General features: G+C 35.8%; 13 protein-coding genes. 2 read left to right on the top strand and 11 right to left on the bottom strand.

Annotated features, from left to right (window positions below; translation table 11 throughout):
* Window positions 1-18: 18 nt before the first annotated feature.
* A complete protein-coding gene (locus IWB64_RS16965; RefSeq protein ID WP_194535144.1) occupies window positions 19-915 on the top strand; it encodes a sterol desaturase family protein in 897 nt (298 codons plus the stop codon).
* A 46-nt stretch (window positions 916-961) separates the two neighbouring features.
* On the opposite strand, the gene IWB64_RS16960 is transcribed toward IWB64_RS16965, so the two are convergent.
* The 8 genes from IWB64_RS16960 to IWB64_RS16925 form a co-directional block, all read right to left on the bottom strand.
* Window positions 962-3,181 carry a TonB-dependent receptor gene (locus tag IWB64_RS16960; RefSeq protein ID WP_194535143.1) on the bottom strand — a complete coding sequence of 740 codons (2,220 nt, stop codon included), beginning with the start codon at window positions 3,179-3,181 and terminating at the stop codon, window positions 962-964.
* Between the two features lie 53 nt (window positions 3,182-3,234).
* Window positions 3,235-3,564 carry a hypothetical protein gene (locus IWB64_RS16955; RefSeq protein WP_194535142.1) on the bottom strand — a complete coding sequence of 110 codons (330 nt, stop codon included), beginning with the start codon at window positions 3,562-3,564 and terminating at the stop codon, window positions 3,235-3,237.
* Between the two features lie 50 nt (window positions 3,565-3,614).
* Window positions 3,615-3,917 carry a DUF6787 family protein gene (locus IWB64_RS16950; RefSeq protein ID WP_194535141.1) on the bottom strand — a complete coding sequence of 101 codons (303 nt, stop codon included), beginning with the start codon at window positions 3,915-3,917 and terminating at the stop codon, window positions 3,615-3,617.
* Window positions 3,918-3,944: 27 nt separating this feature from the next.
* Entirely contained in the window at window positions 3,945-4,403 is a 459-nt protein-coding gene (locus tag IWB64_RS16945; protein ID WP_194535140.1) for a DUF6146 family protein, read from the bottom strand.
* Between the two features lie 102 nt (window positions 4,404-4,505).
* Complete coding sequence (locus IWB64_RS16940) at window positions 4,506-5,138, bottom strand: DUF937 domain-containing protein (RefSeq protein ID WP_194535139.1); 633 nt, start codon at window positions 5,136-5,138, stop codon at window positions 4,506-4,508.
* Window positions 5,139-5,389: 251 nt separating this feature from the next.
* On the bottom strand, window positions 5,390-6,340 hold the full coding sequence (locus IWB64_RS16935) for a D-2-hydroxyacid dehydrogenase (protein ID WP_194535138.1): 951 nt from the start codon (window positions 6,338-6,340) through the stop codon (window positions 5,390-5,392).
* 108 nt (window positions 6,341-6,448) lie between these two features.
* A complete protein-coding gene (serC, locus tag IWB64_RS16930) occupies window positions 6,449-7,513 on the bottom strand; it encodes a 3-phosphoserine/phosphohydroxythreonine transaminase (protein ID WP_194535137.1) in 1,065 nt (354 codons plus the stop codon).
* A 76-nt stretch (window positions 7,514-7,589) separates the two neighbouring features.
* On the bottom strand, window positions 7,590-8,630 hold the full coding sequence (locus IWB64_RS16925; protein WP_194535136.1) for an acyl-CoA reductase: 1,041 nt from the start codon (window positions 8,628-8,630) through the stop codon (window positions 7,590-7,592).
* A gap of 129 nt (window positions 8,631-8,759) precedes the next feature.
* Between IWB64_RS16925 and IWB64_RS16920 the strand changes: the two genes are divergently transcribed.
* A complete protein-coding gene (locus IWB64_RS16920) occupies window positions 8,760-9,113 on the top strand; it encodes a 4Fe-4S dicluster domain-containing protein (RefSeq protein WP_194535135.1) in 354 nt (117 codons plus the stop codon).
* A gap of 330 nt (window positions 9,114-9,443) precedes the next feature.
* Here IWB64_RS16920 and IWB64_RS16915 read toward each other — a convergent pair whose 3' ends face one another.
* Genes IWB64_RS16915 through IWB64_RS16905 form a run of 3 tightly spaced genes read right to left on the bottom strand, consistent with a single transcriptional unit; the run spans window position 9,444 to window position 14,207 of the window.
* Window positions 9,444-12,557 carry a TonB-dependent receptor gene (locus IWB64_RS16915; RefSeq protein ID WP_226975921.1) on the bottom strand — a complete coding sequence of 1,038 codons (3,114 nt, stop codon included), beginning with the start codon at window positions 12,555-12,557 and terminating at the stop codon, window positions 9,444-9,446.
* A gap of 20 nt (window positions 12,558-12,577) precedes the next feature.
* Window positions 12,578-13,573, bottom strand: a complete 996-nt coding sequence (locus IWB64_RS16910; protein WP_194535134.1) for a FecR family protein — start codon at window positions 13,571-13,573, stop codon at window positions 12,578-12,580.
* A 55-nt stretch (window positions 13,574-13,628) separates the two neighbouring features.
* On the bottom strand, window positions 13,629-14,207 hold the full coding sequence (locus IWB64_RS16905; RefSeq protein ID WP_194535133.1) for an RNA polymerase sigma factor: 579 nt from the start codon (window positions 14,205-14,207) through the stop codon (window positions 13,629-13,631).
* Window positions 14,208-14,439 lie beyond the last annotated feature (232 nt).

Here is a 14,439-nt window from a genome sequence, read left to right as displayed (position 1 = left end):
GCAAAAGCTTATTTAACAATGGAAAAATACTTTGATGCATTTCTAGATTCCCTATTGGGAACTCTTAATTGGACATGGAAATCTATCCTGTTTGATGTTCCTTGGTATACCAATTATTTCTGGGGTATTATAGTACTCTCGGCATTGGTATGGATTCTGGAAATTGCTTTTCCATGGCGGAAAAATCAGGCGGTATTTAGAAGAGATTTTTGGTTGGATGCATTTTATATATTTTTCAATTTCTTCCTTTTCGTAATTGCAATAAGTGGATTTTATAAGTTATTGGAATTGATGTTTTTAGACATTGGAATGCCATCTGATGCTTTAGCGCTTATTAACCTGCATGAATGGCCTCCAATCTTGCAGTTAACAGTCTTTTTTGTGCTGCTGGATTTTGTGCAATGGTTTACTCATATGCTGCTTCATAGGTATGCTTTTTTATGGGAGTTTCATAAGGTTCATCATAGTGTAAAAGAAATGGGTTTTGCAGCCCATATGCGTTACCATTGGATGGAGAATTTATTTTACAAACCTCTTAAAACTTTTGCGGTAATGGTATTGGGAGGGTTTGAGCCTGAGCAGGCTTATATCGTTCATTTTTTTGCTATAGCAATAGGGCATCTTAATCATTCGAACATTAAACTAACTTGGGGCCCGTTAAAGTATATTTTCAATAACCCGGTCATGCATTTGTACCACCATGCTTATGAGCTTCCGGAAGGAAAGAAGAATGGTGTAAATTACGGTATTAGCTTAAGTCTCTGGGATTATATTTTTAAAACCGACTATATCCCCGAAGACAGTGGTTTGGTCCCATTAGGTTACGAAGGTGATGATAAAATGCCTAAAGGATTTTTTGGCCAACTTGTTCATGGTTTTCATTTTAAGGAAAAAAATAAAACCGCAAGCAAATAGTAGTTTTTCTAGTTGACTTGCGGCTTAGTAGTAGGTGAGTTTAATTTTAAAGAGGAATGCTCACCCCTAAATTGATATTCCTACCAATATTAGATATGCCATCGCCTTTTAACCTAGATAAGTGCGAAATATAATCCGTATTAAGGATGTTGTTTCCGCTTAAACGAATGTCTATAGGATGATTAAACAATAAAGTTGTTCCTCCAAGCCCTATATTTAGTAGGTTGTATCCATCCGAAGCTAGTTCAAATCCACTTATATTATTCTGTTTAAACACTGATTTTAAGGTGATAAATGCATAGCTGCTTTCTAGCCGGTTATTTGTTTTTGTAAATTCTGTTCGTAAAGTATTGGTAAGCGAATTCGCGGGGATTAAAGGCAAATAGGTATCATCTTTTAGTTTTCCGGTAACCGTTTCAAAGCTACTTTCAATATGTAGCCAATCTAATGGGTGCGGGTGAATATGAAGTCCTATTTCTCCACCGTATAATTTAGCATCTTGTTGTTGGTATAGAAAAACTTCATTTTCCTCAATAGTCTGTCCGTTAGACTGAATGAAAATAAAGTCGTTCACGGAATTATAGAATCCGTTCACATAAAACTCCATGTGCTCGTTCTTGTATTCTATTGAGATATCAGTCTGAAGGTTCTGCTCGTTGCTTAAATCGGCATTACCAATTTCATAGCGGTTAGTACCTTCGTGAACCCCATTAGAAGTCAATTCGGCCAAATTAGGAGCTCTGAAACCTGATGCTAGGTTTATTCTGCCTGTTAGCTTTTTTAAGAGTTCAAGTTTGTAGCCCAATGCGGCATTAAAACTGTTGTAGCTCTGGTCAATAGGTGATATATAACCTTCTTCACCAGAAATTCCATTTTCCTCTCCATCTAATGCACGACGGTCATAGCGAATTCCAAATTGCATATCGCTATTGTTCTCAAAATGGAGGTGAGAAGTAGCTAAAAAACCTATATCATTGGTGGTCGCATCAGGAATAAGGGCCTCTTCGCCAAAATTTGAATTAGTTTGGTGCATACCTTGTGCTCCAACTATAGTTTCCCAATTCCCCCATTTTGGCAGGTGATATAGAAGATTATAGTTGAAGGTGGCCAAATTCATGTCTAAAGCAGCTTCATCTTCACCTTCCTCAAATTCCTTTCTAGTATTAAAAGTATAGCCTAGAGTAGTCTCTAAACTAGATTTGCCAAAGAAAATATTGGTTTTTGAACTTAATATATGATTATCTATAGATTCATAAGGAGAAAGGGGAGTGCGGTCATTCGTTTGCTCACCAATTTCTTCGGGAATACCTAATTTCAAATAATTATAGTTGTACCTAAGCTCCGTTTTAAAGCTGGTTCCTTGGTAAGCTACGCCTGTTTTAATATCTTGTTCTTGAAACCTGGAGTTGGTAACCGTTACATCATCTCCTGTGTGATAATCCGTATGACTTGCCGTGCTTCCTCGTAACATAAACTTGAATTTTTCTCCAGAGGTTTTAAATCCGGCATTGGCATTTATTCCCTCGGTATTTGAAAAATAAGTAAGGTTTACATCGCCTTCGGTTTTATTTGGTAAAGCAAATTTTTCCGGATTCAGATATAATACGCCACCTAGTGCATCGGAGCCGTAAAGTAGGGAAGCGGGTCCTTTTATAACTTCTACACTCTCAATACCCGCATCGCTTATACCAAGACCGTGCTCGTCACCAAACTGCTGATTTTCAAGACGAATACCTTGTGCATATACCAAAACCCGGTTGGAGCTTAATCCTCTTATGACCGGTTTGCCTATTCCTAGCCCTGTGGAGACACTTTCAACCCCTGGAACATTAGTTATTCCTTCGCTCAACGTAACTGCACCTTGGGCTTTTAAATCTTTCATATCAGCTCTTTCGACCTTCATAACATTTTCACGCTGTAATTTGTGGAATGGGGTTGAAACAATAATTTCTTCCATTTCTATGGCGCTAGGCGTCAATTGAGCATTAAAAGAGGTGTTGCCATCGGTAATCACAATGGACTGTGATGAAGTTAGGAACCCAATATGGGATATTATTAATTTATAGCTCCCTGTAGGTAAATTTTTCAATTCATAATATCCATTTTCGTCGGTTACGGTGCCCTTTTCCAATTGAGGAAAATAAACTTCTGCGCCAAATAAAGTAGCTTGGTCTATTTTATCTGTAATTGTTCCTGATATAGAATTTTGAGCCTGTAAAAAAGTGCCCAACATTGTAAAAAGTAACACATTTATGATACGTTTCATAATGCATGTAGTTTAAAGTGATACTTAAATAAAGATATTGTAAGTCAAAGTAATTATGAAAGATAGGGAGGTCCCCTAAGAATAAATTGAAGTTTTTGGTACTTACTTAAAAAGAAATAAAAATTAGTAATACCTTCTTTTATTAGGGCATGTTTATACTGATTGAAAGTGATTGTAAATTGAGCAAATTGAGGTGATAATTGAAACTTTTGAAAATCACAATCTAGTTCAGCTTCATGAACATGCAGCCTGTTTGCATCTGTACATTCTTCAGAATGATGTTCGTTTAGTGCGTGCGCAAACTTAGCTAATGAAGGGATGAGAAGACAAGTTACCAGCAAAATAGAGGTTAATGAAATTAAAATACCGGTAATTTTATTCATGTGGCAAAATTATAAAACAACGCCATGGCCTTTAAAAAAGAATGGATAAATTATTTAAGAAGAAACCCCAGACCGAGTCTGTTTATCATTTTCTTCTCAAAATTCCAGAAGAACTGAAACTGACCAAAAAGCCATCCAAATGCCACTAAAAGCACTTGGTAAATTGGGAATATGAGCAGAATGCGAAAAGTCCAATATATCCAGGCATTAGTTGTTTCGCTATCAAGACCGATAAATGCGGTAACGGGCGCAGCTAGTTTAGTGGCAGTGGAGCCAGTAATAGCAAAGACTAAAAAAATGACGGCTAACTGAAGATTAGAGTCTATTCCCCAGCGTTGTTTTAATTTTTTCATAACTTGTATCTAAGCAAATATAGGCAATCAAATTCTTGGTACAAAAGGCCCCAAGCGCTGATTGTATTTTCGTTGGAAATAAATAAAGTAATTATAGAGCTTATAATTCACTTCATAACCATAATCTATGTTAGGTTCATAATTGATTTGTTGCTCGTAAAGATTAGGGTCGTAACGCATAGGCTGCATTACCTTTTGGTTGTAATTGACAACAAAAATCTGATTCCGATTTTCCATGTACGACTGTGAATAATAATTACGTGGTTTTGCGATACTCTGTAACCAAAAATTAAATCCTGGTTCAATGATTATAATCTCATATTCTGTGGCATCGCTAGCAATTGTAATGGTGTCTCTTTCCTTTTGCTGAAAGGCGACTTTTTCTTCATCAGAAATAGCAACAACTTCTTTTGCGCTAGAACAACTACTAGCGATCAACAAGGTAAAAAAGCTAAGTGTTCCTAAAACTAAATATATCTTTTTCATAATCTGATTCTTAGTAGTATCGCAACGACTGTTATACAATTTACAAAAAAAAGCCACTTGAATTAACAAGTGGCTTAAGTATGCTATTTAACAATCTAGTTTTTACTTTCCAAAAAGACCTCCTAAAAGGCCGCCAATGCCACCTTTATTGCCACCAAGGGCCATAGAGGCAACGTCATCAAGAATACTACCGTCACCATCAGAGTCTAAAAAAGATTCAATTAGGGACTGTTGTTGGTTACCAGAGTCGCCACCGCCCATAAAGCTGCCAAGGAGATTACCAATTCCATTAGAATCGCTAATATTCTGTTCTTTTGATTGTTTACCTAAAAATCCTAAAAGAATAGGAGCGGCCACTTTTAATATGGTAGCAACAGAACCTGCGTCCATTCCGGATTTTTGACTTAATGCATTTTCTACAGTTGCTTGCTTACCACCTAGAACGTGACCTAATATACCTGCACCATCGTCCATAACAGATTGGTCTACGCCACCGCTAAAAAGCCCACCAAGGTTGTCTAATATGCCTCCGTCATGTTTTCCCGAAAGCGCACTCATTAATCCTTGTGCACCTTCTGGTGAAGCTGCATTCTTTTTCATGGCTCCCATTAAGATTGGCAAGGCCATACTTAATACGCTACCTGTTTGATCGGTAGAATTACCGGTCTGGCTGGCTACGCCACTTATTAATTGTTTGCCCATTGGGCTGCCTAATAGGTCTAATAATCCTGACATAATATTTAATGGTTTATGTTTGTTTAACAATTTACGAAAAAGTTTCTGTCAAAAATGAGAAATAGGGAAAAGAACCCTTAAAATGACTCAACTTAATCCGATTAATATATTCTTTTGATTAGTAAAGAGTTATCAAAAAAAACATATTTAATTGAATGATAAAAATTTCTATTGTTTACTGAGGCTATATAAAAAACCTCGCTAAACAGTAAATTGTTCAACGAGGTTTTCTTAAAGGTATTGTATATGGACTATTTTAAAAGGGTAATGATTTGTTCTGCTAATTCCATTCCTATTCTGTTTTGCGCTTCTGCAGTAGCGGCACCAATATGTGGTGTTAATGAGATATTAGGATGCATAAGTATTCTGATTTCTGGTTTAGGTTCAGATTCATAAACATCAAGACCGGCAAAAATAACATTGCCATTCTCCAAAGCATCAACAAGAGCAACTTCATCTAAAACACCCCCTCTGGCAGCATTTATAATACCAACACCAGGCTTCATCAATTCAAATTCTTCTTTCCCAAGAATATAGTTCTTTTGAGCGGGAACATGAAGGGTGATAAAATCCGAAGTGGACACCAATTCTTCTTTGGCTTGTGATTCAAAATTGAATGTTACCGATTGCCCATCAAAAAAAGAAACTTCAAGAGAAGTATTTTCTAAGTAAGGATCATGATAAATAACTTTCATACCAATACCCAAAGCTATTTTAGCCGTAGCTTGTCCTATTCTCCCAAAACCGATAATCCCCAAAGTTTTTCCGCGAAGCTCCGTTCCTGATCCGTATGACTTTTTCAACTTTTTGAAGTTACTATCGCCTTCAAGTGGCATGTTTCTGTTAGCATCGTGCAAATAGCGAACGCCTCCAAAAAGGTGGGCAAAAACAAGCTCTGCCACCGATGACGAAGATGCTTCAGGAGTATTAATGACAAATAAACCTTTTTTCTCGGCGTATTCCACATCAATATTATCCATGCCAACACCACCTCTCCCAACAAGTCTAAGGCTAGGGCAATTGTCAATAAGATCTTTTCTTACTTGTGTGGCACCTCGTACCAATAATCCGGTTATTTCGTTTTCATTTATGAAATTTTGTAATTGCTCTTGGGCTACTGTAGTAGTTAGCACTTCAAAACCTGCGTTTTCTAGCGCTTTAATACCCGATTGGGCAATTCCATCATTTGCAAGTATCTTCATTCTATTCGGAAAATTTATTAGTGTTGCTATTGCTTAAAATGAATCCGTTAGCAGTGTGCCAACGGATGCATTTTTTATTGTTTATTGAATCAAGGTAAAAAAGTAGCTTTACCCTTTTCTTTCCATTTCGCTCATGATATCTACCAAGACGCCAACACTTTCTAATGATAGGGCGTTGTACATAGAAGCGCGGTATCCACCAACGGAACGGTGACCGTTAATACCATTAATACCAGCTTCTTTACATTGGGCATCAAAGGTTTCTTTTAATTTGTCATTGGCCAAATTGAAAGTAGCATTCATGATTGATCTATCCTCTGTTTTAGCAAATCCTTTAAAAACAGGGTTCAAATCAATTTCAGAATAAATTAATCGAGCTTTCTTCTCGTTAATTTCTTCAATAGCAGCAATGCCACCAAGATTTTTTAACCATTCTAAGGTTAGCATAGAAGTATACACAGCAAAAACAGGAGGTGTATTGAACATACTGTCTTTTGAAATATGTACTTGGTAATCTAACATACTAGGAATCTTTCTAGATACTTTTCCTAATATATCCTCTTTTACGACTACGAGGGTTGTTCCTGCGGGCCCCATATTTTTCTGCGCCCCAGCATAAATCAAATCAAATTGAGAAAAATCCATTTGACGGGAGAAGATATCAGAACTCATATCACATATCAACGGCACATTAGTCATTGGAAATTTTTTCATCTGCGTACCAAAAATCGTATTGTTAGAGGTAACGTGAAGATAATCAAGGTCTTCAGGGACTGAATATCCTTTTGGTATGTAATTGAAATTTTCGTCTTTAGAAGAGCCTACTTCAACAATATCACCAAACAATTTAGCTTCATTAATTGCTTTTTCGCTCCAAGTACCTGTATTAAGGTATCCCGCTTTTTTTTCTAAAAGGTTATAGGCCGCCATTAAAAATTGCATACTGGCGCCGCCTTGAAGAAAGAGTGCCGTATAGCCTTTTCCTTCAAGACCTAAAAGCTCAAGAGCAAGGCTACGAGCATTTTCAATGACTTCTACAAAGTCTTTGCTTCTATGAGAAATCTCTATAAGGGAAAGTCCAGAACCGTTAAAGTCCATTATGGCTTCAGAAGATTTTAATAAAACTTCCTGTGGCAGTATGCTAGGTCCGGCACTAAAATTATGTTTTTTCATAAGAATTGTAAAAAAATTAAGTGGTAAAGGTCTTGAATTTAAGGGTAAACAGGGTTAGTATTAACAAAAAATTCTATTAGGTTCTTAACAGGAAGTCAACAGTGTCTACATTATCTGCATAGTCCGTAAGCGAAGGTTGTTGGGTCTGTCCGAAGGCTATTTCTCCCTCAAAAATGTTTTCACCAACAATACATTGTAGCTCATTGGCATCTGCAGTAAGGCGTTCTTTTAAATCATCTAAACTCTCATAGCGCTCATAAAACAAGGAAGCGATAGGGGAGGAATAGCTTTTGTCTTCTTTGAGAATCAAGAAGCCATTATCTAGTATTTTAAATTCTGACATGAGGTAAACCGCTTTGTTATAATCGTAATTATTAGCGTATTTTACATGGTCTACAATAGGATGATAGGAGTAAACTGCTTTAAAAAGGCTGTCAAAATCATATGATTTGGGGACAAAAACTTTGCTAACGCTACGGCATCCTAGTCCATAATATCTAAAGATATCCTCACCTAGAGCATTTAATTGTTCTTTTGACTCGTTTCCGGTCAATACTGAAATAGAGTTTCTATTTTTTCTGATGATGTTGGGTACTTTGCTAAAGTAGTGTTCAAAATAACGAGAAGTGTTATTACTCCCTGTAGCTATAACGGCATCAAAACCTTCCATTTTACCCTCTGCAATTTCAATAGTATCTTCAAAAGTAGGTTCAATAGAAGAGAGGTAATCCTTTATGAATAAGATGAGTGCATTGTCATTAGAGGATAGTTTCGCAAACACCTTATTACCGGTAATAAGTACACATAATAAATCATGAAAACCAACGAGCGGAATATTTCCTGCCATGATCAATGCCACGATTTTTGGTTTATTCTGACTCAAATTATAGGGCTCCAACCAAGCAGAAAGTTGTTCTTCCGTTAGTAATTCTCCCCAACTTTTTATGGCATGGGTGACATTTTCTCGAGTAAACCAACCATTTTTGTGTTTGGAAAGAATGATAGCTTCGTCTAATTTAATAGACCATTCGTCATTTGGTGTTTCCAATGTAACAAACTCTCTAAGAAAGTGGCCGAGTTTAACAAATGCAATAAAAGTTTTGTGATGGTCGTTCATATATTTGTTCAAAATTGTATTCCGAAGTACCTTTGTGCAAAAGTAAGAATACTGAATTGATTTTTGCTTTCACGATTAAAATGAAATATAACGAACGGGTTAAAGGCTGTTCAGCTTAATAAAAATAATATGGCAATAGTTATAACGGATGAATGTATTAATTGCGGAGCTTGTGAGCCGGAATGTCCGAACACTGCAATTTACGAAGGAGCCGATGAATGGCGTTACAATGATGGCACCTCTTTAGAAGGTGATGTTGTACTTCCAAATGGAAAATCGGTGAATGCGGACGAGGTACAAGAACCTATCAGTGATGAAATATATTATATTTCACCAGATAAGTGTACGGAATGTATGGGCTTTCATGAAGAACCACAGTGTGCGGCGGTATGCCCAGTAGACTGTTGTGTTCCAGATGAGGATCATGTAGAGTCCGAAGAAACCTTATTGGCTAAGCAAAAATTCATGCATCCTGACGGTTAGGATATCAAAATAATTTTTCAGTCGAAAGACATTGAATAAAAACCTGGGCATTGCCCGGGTTTTTTGTTTCCCTATTTTGGTTGTTTATTCAAGGATTTAGAAGCTGTCATAACATATGTTAGCCTCATATGAATCAAAAGTGTCTTTACTCTAATATAATCTTGTGTGGACTCATTTATGCAATGAGTATTTATGCCAGTATTCATAGAAATAAATTCTTATAACCAAAGCCAAACACTTTGAATATTCTATTTTGAATTACCTGAATAAAAAAAGCTGCCTGGTTACAGGCAGCTTTAGCTAAAACAAAAATACACTTAAACTCAAATCTTAGAACTTATAGTTTAACGATAAGTTAAACATCGTTCCTAATTGACTAAAATGGTAACCATCATAAGTCATTTGAGAATATCTTTGGTTGAAAGTAATTAGATTAGACTGGTTTTGAACCTGTGCTGGGTCAGCAAGAATAGCATTACCTGCAGCGTTTTTAGATTGAAAACTCCACTCAGGCAACACATCAAATATGTTGTTGACATTTAATGCAATCGTAAATTTTTCAGTCGCATTAAAATTGATTCCCAAGTCAGTTACAACGTTTGGTGTAAACTCAGTAAATAAATTCTCATCTAAACCTTGTTGTTGGAATTTAGTCTTTCCGAAATACGTATTATTCAAAGAGAAACCGAATTTGTTGATATCGTAGTTAATTCCAAAAATCCACTTTGTTTCCGGACGCGAAGTAAAGAACAAAGCCTCTTGAGTACCGTTTACAACAGACTGACCTGAATTGGCTACTAAATCAATATCCTTAACAGGGCCATCAAGTTCGTTTTGAATCGTATAGTTTCCAGATAAATTTAAATCTAGACTACCTGCTCCAAGCGCAATACCTTTGTAGGCAAGAACAACATCTACACCAGAAGTTTTTGTATCAATAGCGTTAGAGAAAAAGCTAACATCACTTAAGTTATTGCTTGCTAAAAGAATATCTAATGGGTTAGTAGGATCACCACTACCTCCAATTTCATTTCCTAACACAATTCTATCTTCTACAGCAATATTGTAGTAATCAAAAGTATAGCTGAATTTATTACCTAATTTACCACCAAAACCAATGGTGAAGTTGGTAGACGTTTCAGCATCTAATTGCGGTATACCTAGAAGTTTAGCTTGTGTAGATACGTTGTTAATTAAACCACCTACTTGAATACCTTGTCCTGGCACAAAACTATACTGCGCTTTTTGGGTATAAATTTGGTGTAAGGTAGGAGCTCTAAAACCTGAAGAAATTGAACCTCTTAAAGTAAACGCATCAGCTACTTTGTAACGGGTACTGAACTTGTAAACAAAAGCATTACCAAAATCAGAATAGTTTTCTGTTCTAATAGTACCACTTAGCAAGAAGGCATCGGTTACATCGTAATCTAAACTCAAGTAGCCACCAATATTGTAGCGATTGAATTTTCCTGAGTTTTGAGGAGAGGCTCCAGCAAAAGAATCTGCACCACCACCATCGTAAGAAGCTAATTCTCCTTCTATGATTTCAAAAGTTTCTGTTCTAAACTCAGCACCAAAACCAATACTAATTTTATCAGAAAGCAACCTTGAAATATCAATGTTACCTACATTATGAGAAAATTTAGTTCCTCCTGGATCAAAAGATTGTTGACTATTTTCTCTGTATAGTTCAGAACCTTCTGTTATTTCACCGTCATCAACCGAGCCATTACCATTAGCATCTATAAATACTGATGGAGAATATACGATGTTTCTATTATGAGTGTCATTTACTTTATAGGTTTGTAAGTTACCACCGGTTGTAAAACTTGCATCAATATTCCAATCATTAATAGTTGATTTGAAACCTATTGTAGCATTGTAATCACTTAATAAACCTTCAAAAGTAGGAACATAACCATCATAACCTCCAGCTGTGTTTGGATTGTTTCCAGGGAAAAAATCAGCCAAATAAGGGTAATCATCTACAGTCCTCCAATACGGTGTCCTATAATTAGCAAAACTATTTACGGCTTTGTAGACATAAGCTGCATTACCATATAATGAAGTGTTTTCACTTAAGTCATAACCTAAGTTTACTGAGAATTTAGCTGCAGCAGTTTCTGGTGAACCATTTATATTTCCGGCATCAGGTCTTCTAGATAAGAACTCCTGTACATCTGCAATATCAGCGCCAAAATCAGCCGCCTCACCAGCTGCATTTACCGTACCTGGTCTGTTCGCTTGGTTTACTTTTGATAAATCAATGGTATAATTTATAAAACCTTTATCGTCTCCAATAGTAGACCCATTGTTAGCAGCAACACCAAACATCTCTCCGTCACCTTCTGAAGTAATGCCCGTACGAATTGTAGCAGAACCTTCATTAGGGGTGTCTTTTAAGATAATATTCATTACACCTGCAATGGCATCAGAACCGTATTGAGCAGAAGCACCATCTCTTAGAATCTCTACTCTTTTGATTGCATCTGTAGGTATTGCAGAAATATCAGCGCCTGTTTCGCCACGTCCTGGAGAGGTTTGTGTATAAAGCAAGGCGCTTAAGTTTTTACGTTTACCGTTAATAAGAATCAAAGTTCTACTTGGCCCCATGTTACGAATTTCATAAGGATCTAGTAAAGAAGTTGCATCGTTTACCGGTGTTTGAACGGTGTTAAATGATGGAATTCTGTATTGCAAAGCTTTATCAAAAGTTGCTTGACCGGTAGAAGTCAATTCCTTTACGCCAACAACATCCACTGGTAAAGGCGTATCTGTATTACTTCTTGGTGCAGTTCTTGAACCAACAACAATAAACTCTTCTAATTGTACACCTTCACTAAGTGATACATTAACAACAGATTTGCCGTCTACCTTTTTTTCCTTGGTAGGAAAACCGATATAACTAAATACCAAAGTCGCATCTGCTGCGGCATCAATAGTATAGTTACCATCAAAATCAGATGTAGTTCCATTAGTCGTGCCTTTTTCAACAACGTTAACACCTGCTAATGGATTACCATCTTGATCTTTAATATTACCGGTTATTGATTGTTGTAATATGGATAAATCTTTTACCGTACTGTAACTTAAAGTGTTAAGAGAAAGTTTGTTAAGTTTAACTTTCTCTGCTTTCTTGTGGTAAACCACATAATAGTTGTTTCCTAAATACTCAAAATCGAAACTTGTTTTACTTTCAAGTTTGCTTATGATTTTATTTAGTTTACTATATCTATATTCTTCAGGATCTAAGTTTTCTCCGGATATAAGACTGGCATTATAAGTAAAGTAGACTTTATGCTTTTTGCTTATATCGGTAAGAAAATCGGACAGAGCAACATTCTCTTCCACCTCCATGGTAATGTTGTTTTCTGATGCCTGAACCTGCACAGTTCCTATCGCTAGACTTGCAGTTAACAGTGTTTTCAAAATAGTTTTTCTCATAATAATCATTTAATTTTTAGTTAGTTCTTGAAGATTAGTAGTCTCTTGCCTTTTATGACAATTCTCGTCCCTGTCGATTTTTCTATTGCTGACAAACAAATTTTGAGATTTTGATTGGGGATTCCCCCGGTTAGTTTTTGGTCTTTAAGTTCTTCGTCAATGAATTCGGTTTCCATTCCATATGCCTGTTCTATGTTTTTCATAACCTCGTATACCGTAGTGTTATTAAAAATATAAGTTCCTTCCCGCCATAAAGAGTATGATAGCTCTTGGGTTACTTTGTCATGCGTTATAGCTTTATCTTCTTTGGAATAGGACACCAACTCACCCGGTATCATTTTTTGGGTGGTTCCATTGTCCAATAAAAGTTCGATAGAACCTTCATCTAAAAGAACTCCGGTCTTATTATCCCTTGTACTTACATGGAACTGTGTTCCAAATACTTCAACTTTTAAATCTTTTGTGTTTACCCAAAATTTAGCTTTGGTAGATGGTATAGATTTCACTTTGAAATAAGCTTCTCCTGATAAATTTATATTACGAGGGGATGTTTTGTCGTATGAGATTTCAGAATTTCCGTTTAAAACAACAGAAGTGCCATCAGGTAATTTTAAATCAATTATTTCACCAAATACCGTTTTGTGTGTTATTGTGGTGTTAGTAGGTAAAAAACTATAACCAAAAGTTACCAATAGGATTAGGACAGCAGTAATTGCTACATACTTAACTGCTTTTGAAGTAGGTTTTTTTCTTTTGGGACTATTTTTTTCTGGCTCTATCTGAGCTAGGATATGACTAAGTTCCCTCTCAATTTTACTTTCGGAAATTAGGGTTTTCTCAAACTGAATTCCAAGAACTATAGCCTTAGCATTAAACACGGTTTCTATTTTATCAGGGTGTTTTTCAATCCAATTGTTCCAGAAGGCTACGTCGTTTTGATTTTGGTTCTTGGCCCAATTTATAAACGAAATATCGTCTATGAGAATTTCTAAAAGGGAAAGGTTTTTTTTACTCATAAAAATGGTCTTCAGTAATAAAGAGACCATCTTATATTATTTATACCCTACTTTTTTAAGTTTTTTTTAAAACTGCAGATATTTCATGGTCTAAAATCTCACTCCGCAACTTGGTAAAGGCTTTTTGTAATGTATTTAATACGCTTTGATACGAGATATCCATAACCTCTGCTGTGTCCTTAATAGAAAGCCCGCTGTAGTATTTTAAATACACCACTTCCCGTTGTCTTGTAGATAGGGAGTTGAGGAGGATAACTAGGGTAGTGCTCTTTGTTTTACTTATTTCTTGTTCAATTTTTAATTCTTCGGGGGAAAATCCAAATGATGGGTTAGATTCTAAGCTTTCTTCATAAGAAGTAAATAGGCGCTCTTTTTTAAGACTTTTTAAAATAGCTCTTCTGAATGATATAAATAAATAGGATTTTACGTTATTAACTTCACCTAAATTTCTTCTATTTTTATGTAAGTAAATAAAAAAACTCTGGAGACAATCTTCAGTAATAAATTGGTCAGAAGATATCTTCAAACCATAACTATATAATTGTGAATAGTAGGTTTTAAATAATGAAGAAAAGGCATTTTTATCACCTTCGATAAATAATTGCCATAGAGGTTTTTCAGAAGAAGTGTTCATATTCTATATCTGTCCAGACCATAAATATATGTAATCATTATTAAAATTATGTTAAATGAAATATTAAAACCAGCAATTATAACAATTGGTTAAATATGTGGCAATGATACACTTATTTAGCTGACTATTATTTAATGTTAAATATTGTGGTTGAAAGGAGATGATTTAGGGTAATACGTGAGGGAAAGACTTTTATTAAAAATACCAATTCAAAAAGTTATCTTTGCAGCCT

The organism is Zobellia nedashkovskayae, from assembly GCF_015330125.1.
Taxonomy (GTDB): Bacteria; Bacteroidota; Bacteroidia; order Flavobacteriales; family Flavobacteriaceae; genus Zobellia; species Zobellia nedashkovskayae.
This window is presented reverse-complemented; position numbering and strand designations above follow the sequence as displayed.

Bases quoted from the DNA above. Each gene is read 5' to 3' on its own strand.
- IWB64_RS16965 (WP_194535144.1), top strand. From the start codon at position 19: ATGGAAAAATACTTTGATGCATTTCTAGATTCCCTATTGGGAACTCTT.
- IWB64_RS16960 (WP_194535143.1), bottom strand. From the start codon at position 3,181: ATGAAACGTATCATAAATGTGTTACTTTTTACAATGTTGGGCACTTTT.
- IWB64_RS16955 (WP_194535142.1), bottom strand. From the start codon at position 3,564: ATGAATAAAATTACCGGTATTTTAATTTCATTAACCTCTATTTTGCTG.
- IWB64_RS16950 (WP_194535141.1), bottom strand. From the start codon at position 3,917: ATGAAAAAATTAAAACAACGCTGGGGAATAGACTCTAATCTTCAGTTA.
- IWB64_RS16945 (WP_194535140.1), bottom strand. From the start codon at position 4,403: ATGAAAAAGATATATTTAGTTTTAGGAACACTTAGCTTTTTTACCTTG.
- IWB64_RS16940 (WP_194535139.1), bottom strand. From the start codon at position 5,138: ATGTCAGGATTATTAGACCTATTAGGCAGCCCAATGGGCAAACAATTA.
- IWB64_RS16935 (WP_194535138.1), bottom strand. From the start codon at position 6,340: ATGAAGATACTTGCAAATGATGGAATTGCCCAATCGGGTATTAAAGCG.
- serC (WP_194535137.1), bottom strand. From the start codon at position 7,513: ATGAAAAAACATAATTTTAGTGCCGGACCTAGCATACTGCCACAGGAA.
- IWB64_RS16925 (WP_194535136.1), bottom strand. From the start codon at position 8,630: ATGAACGACCATCACAAAACTTTTATTGCATTTGTTAAACTCGGCCAC.
- IWB64_RS16920 (WP_194535135.1), top strand. From the start codon at position 8,760: ATGGCAATAGTTATAACGGATGAATGTATTAATTGCGGAGCTTGTGAG.
- IWB64_RS16915 (WP_226975921.1), bottom strand. From the start codon at position 12,557: ATGAGAAAAACTATTTTGAAAACACTGTTAACTGCAAGTCTAGCGATA.
- IWB64_RS16910 (WP_194535134.1), bottom strand. From the start codon at position 13,573: ATGAGTAAAAAAAACCTTTCCCTTTTAGAAATTCTCATAGACGATATT.
- IWB64_RS16905 (WP_194535133.1), bottom strand. From the start codon at position 14,207: ATGAACACTTCTTCTGAAAAACCTCTATGGCAATTATTTATCGAAGGT.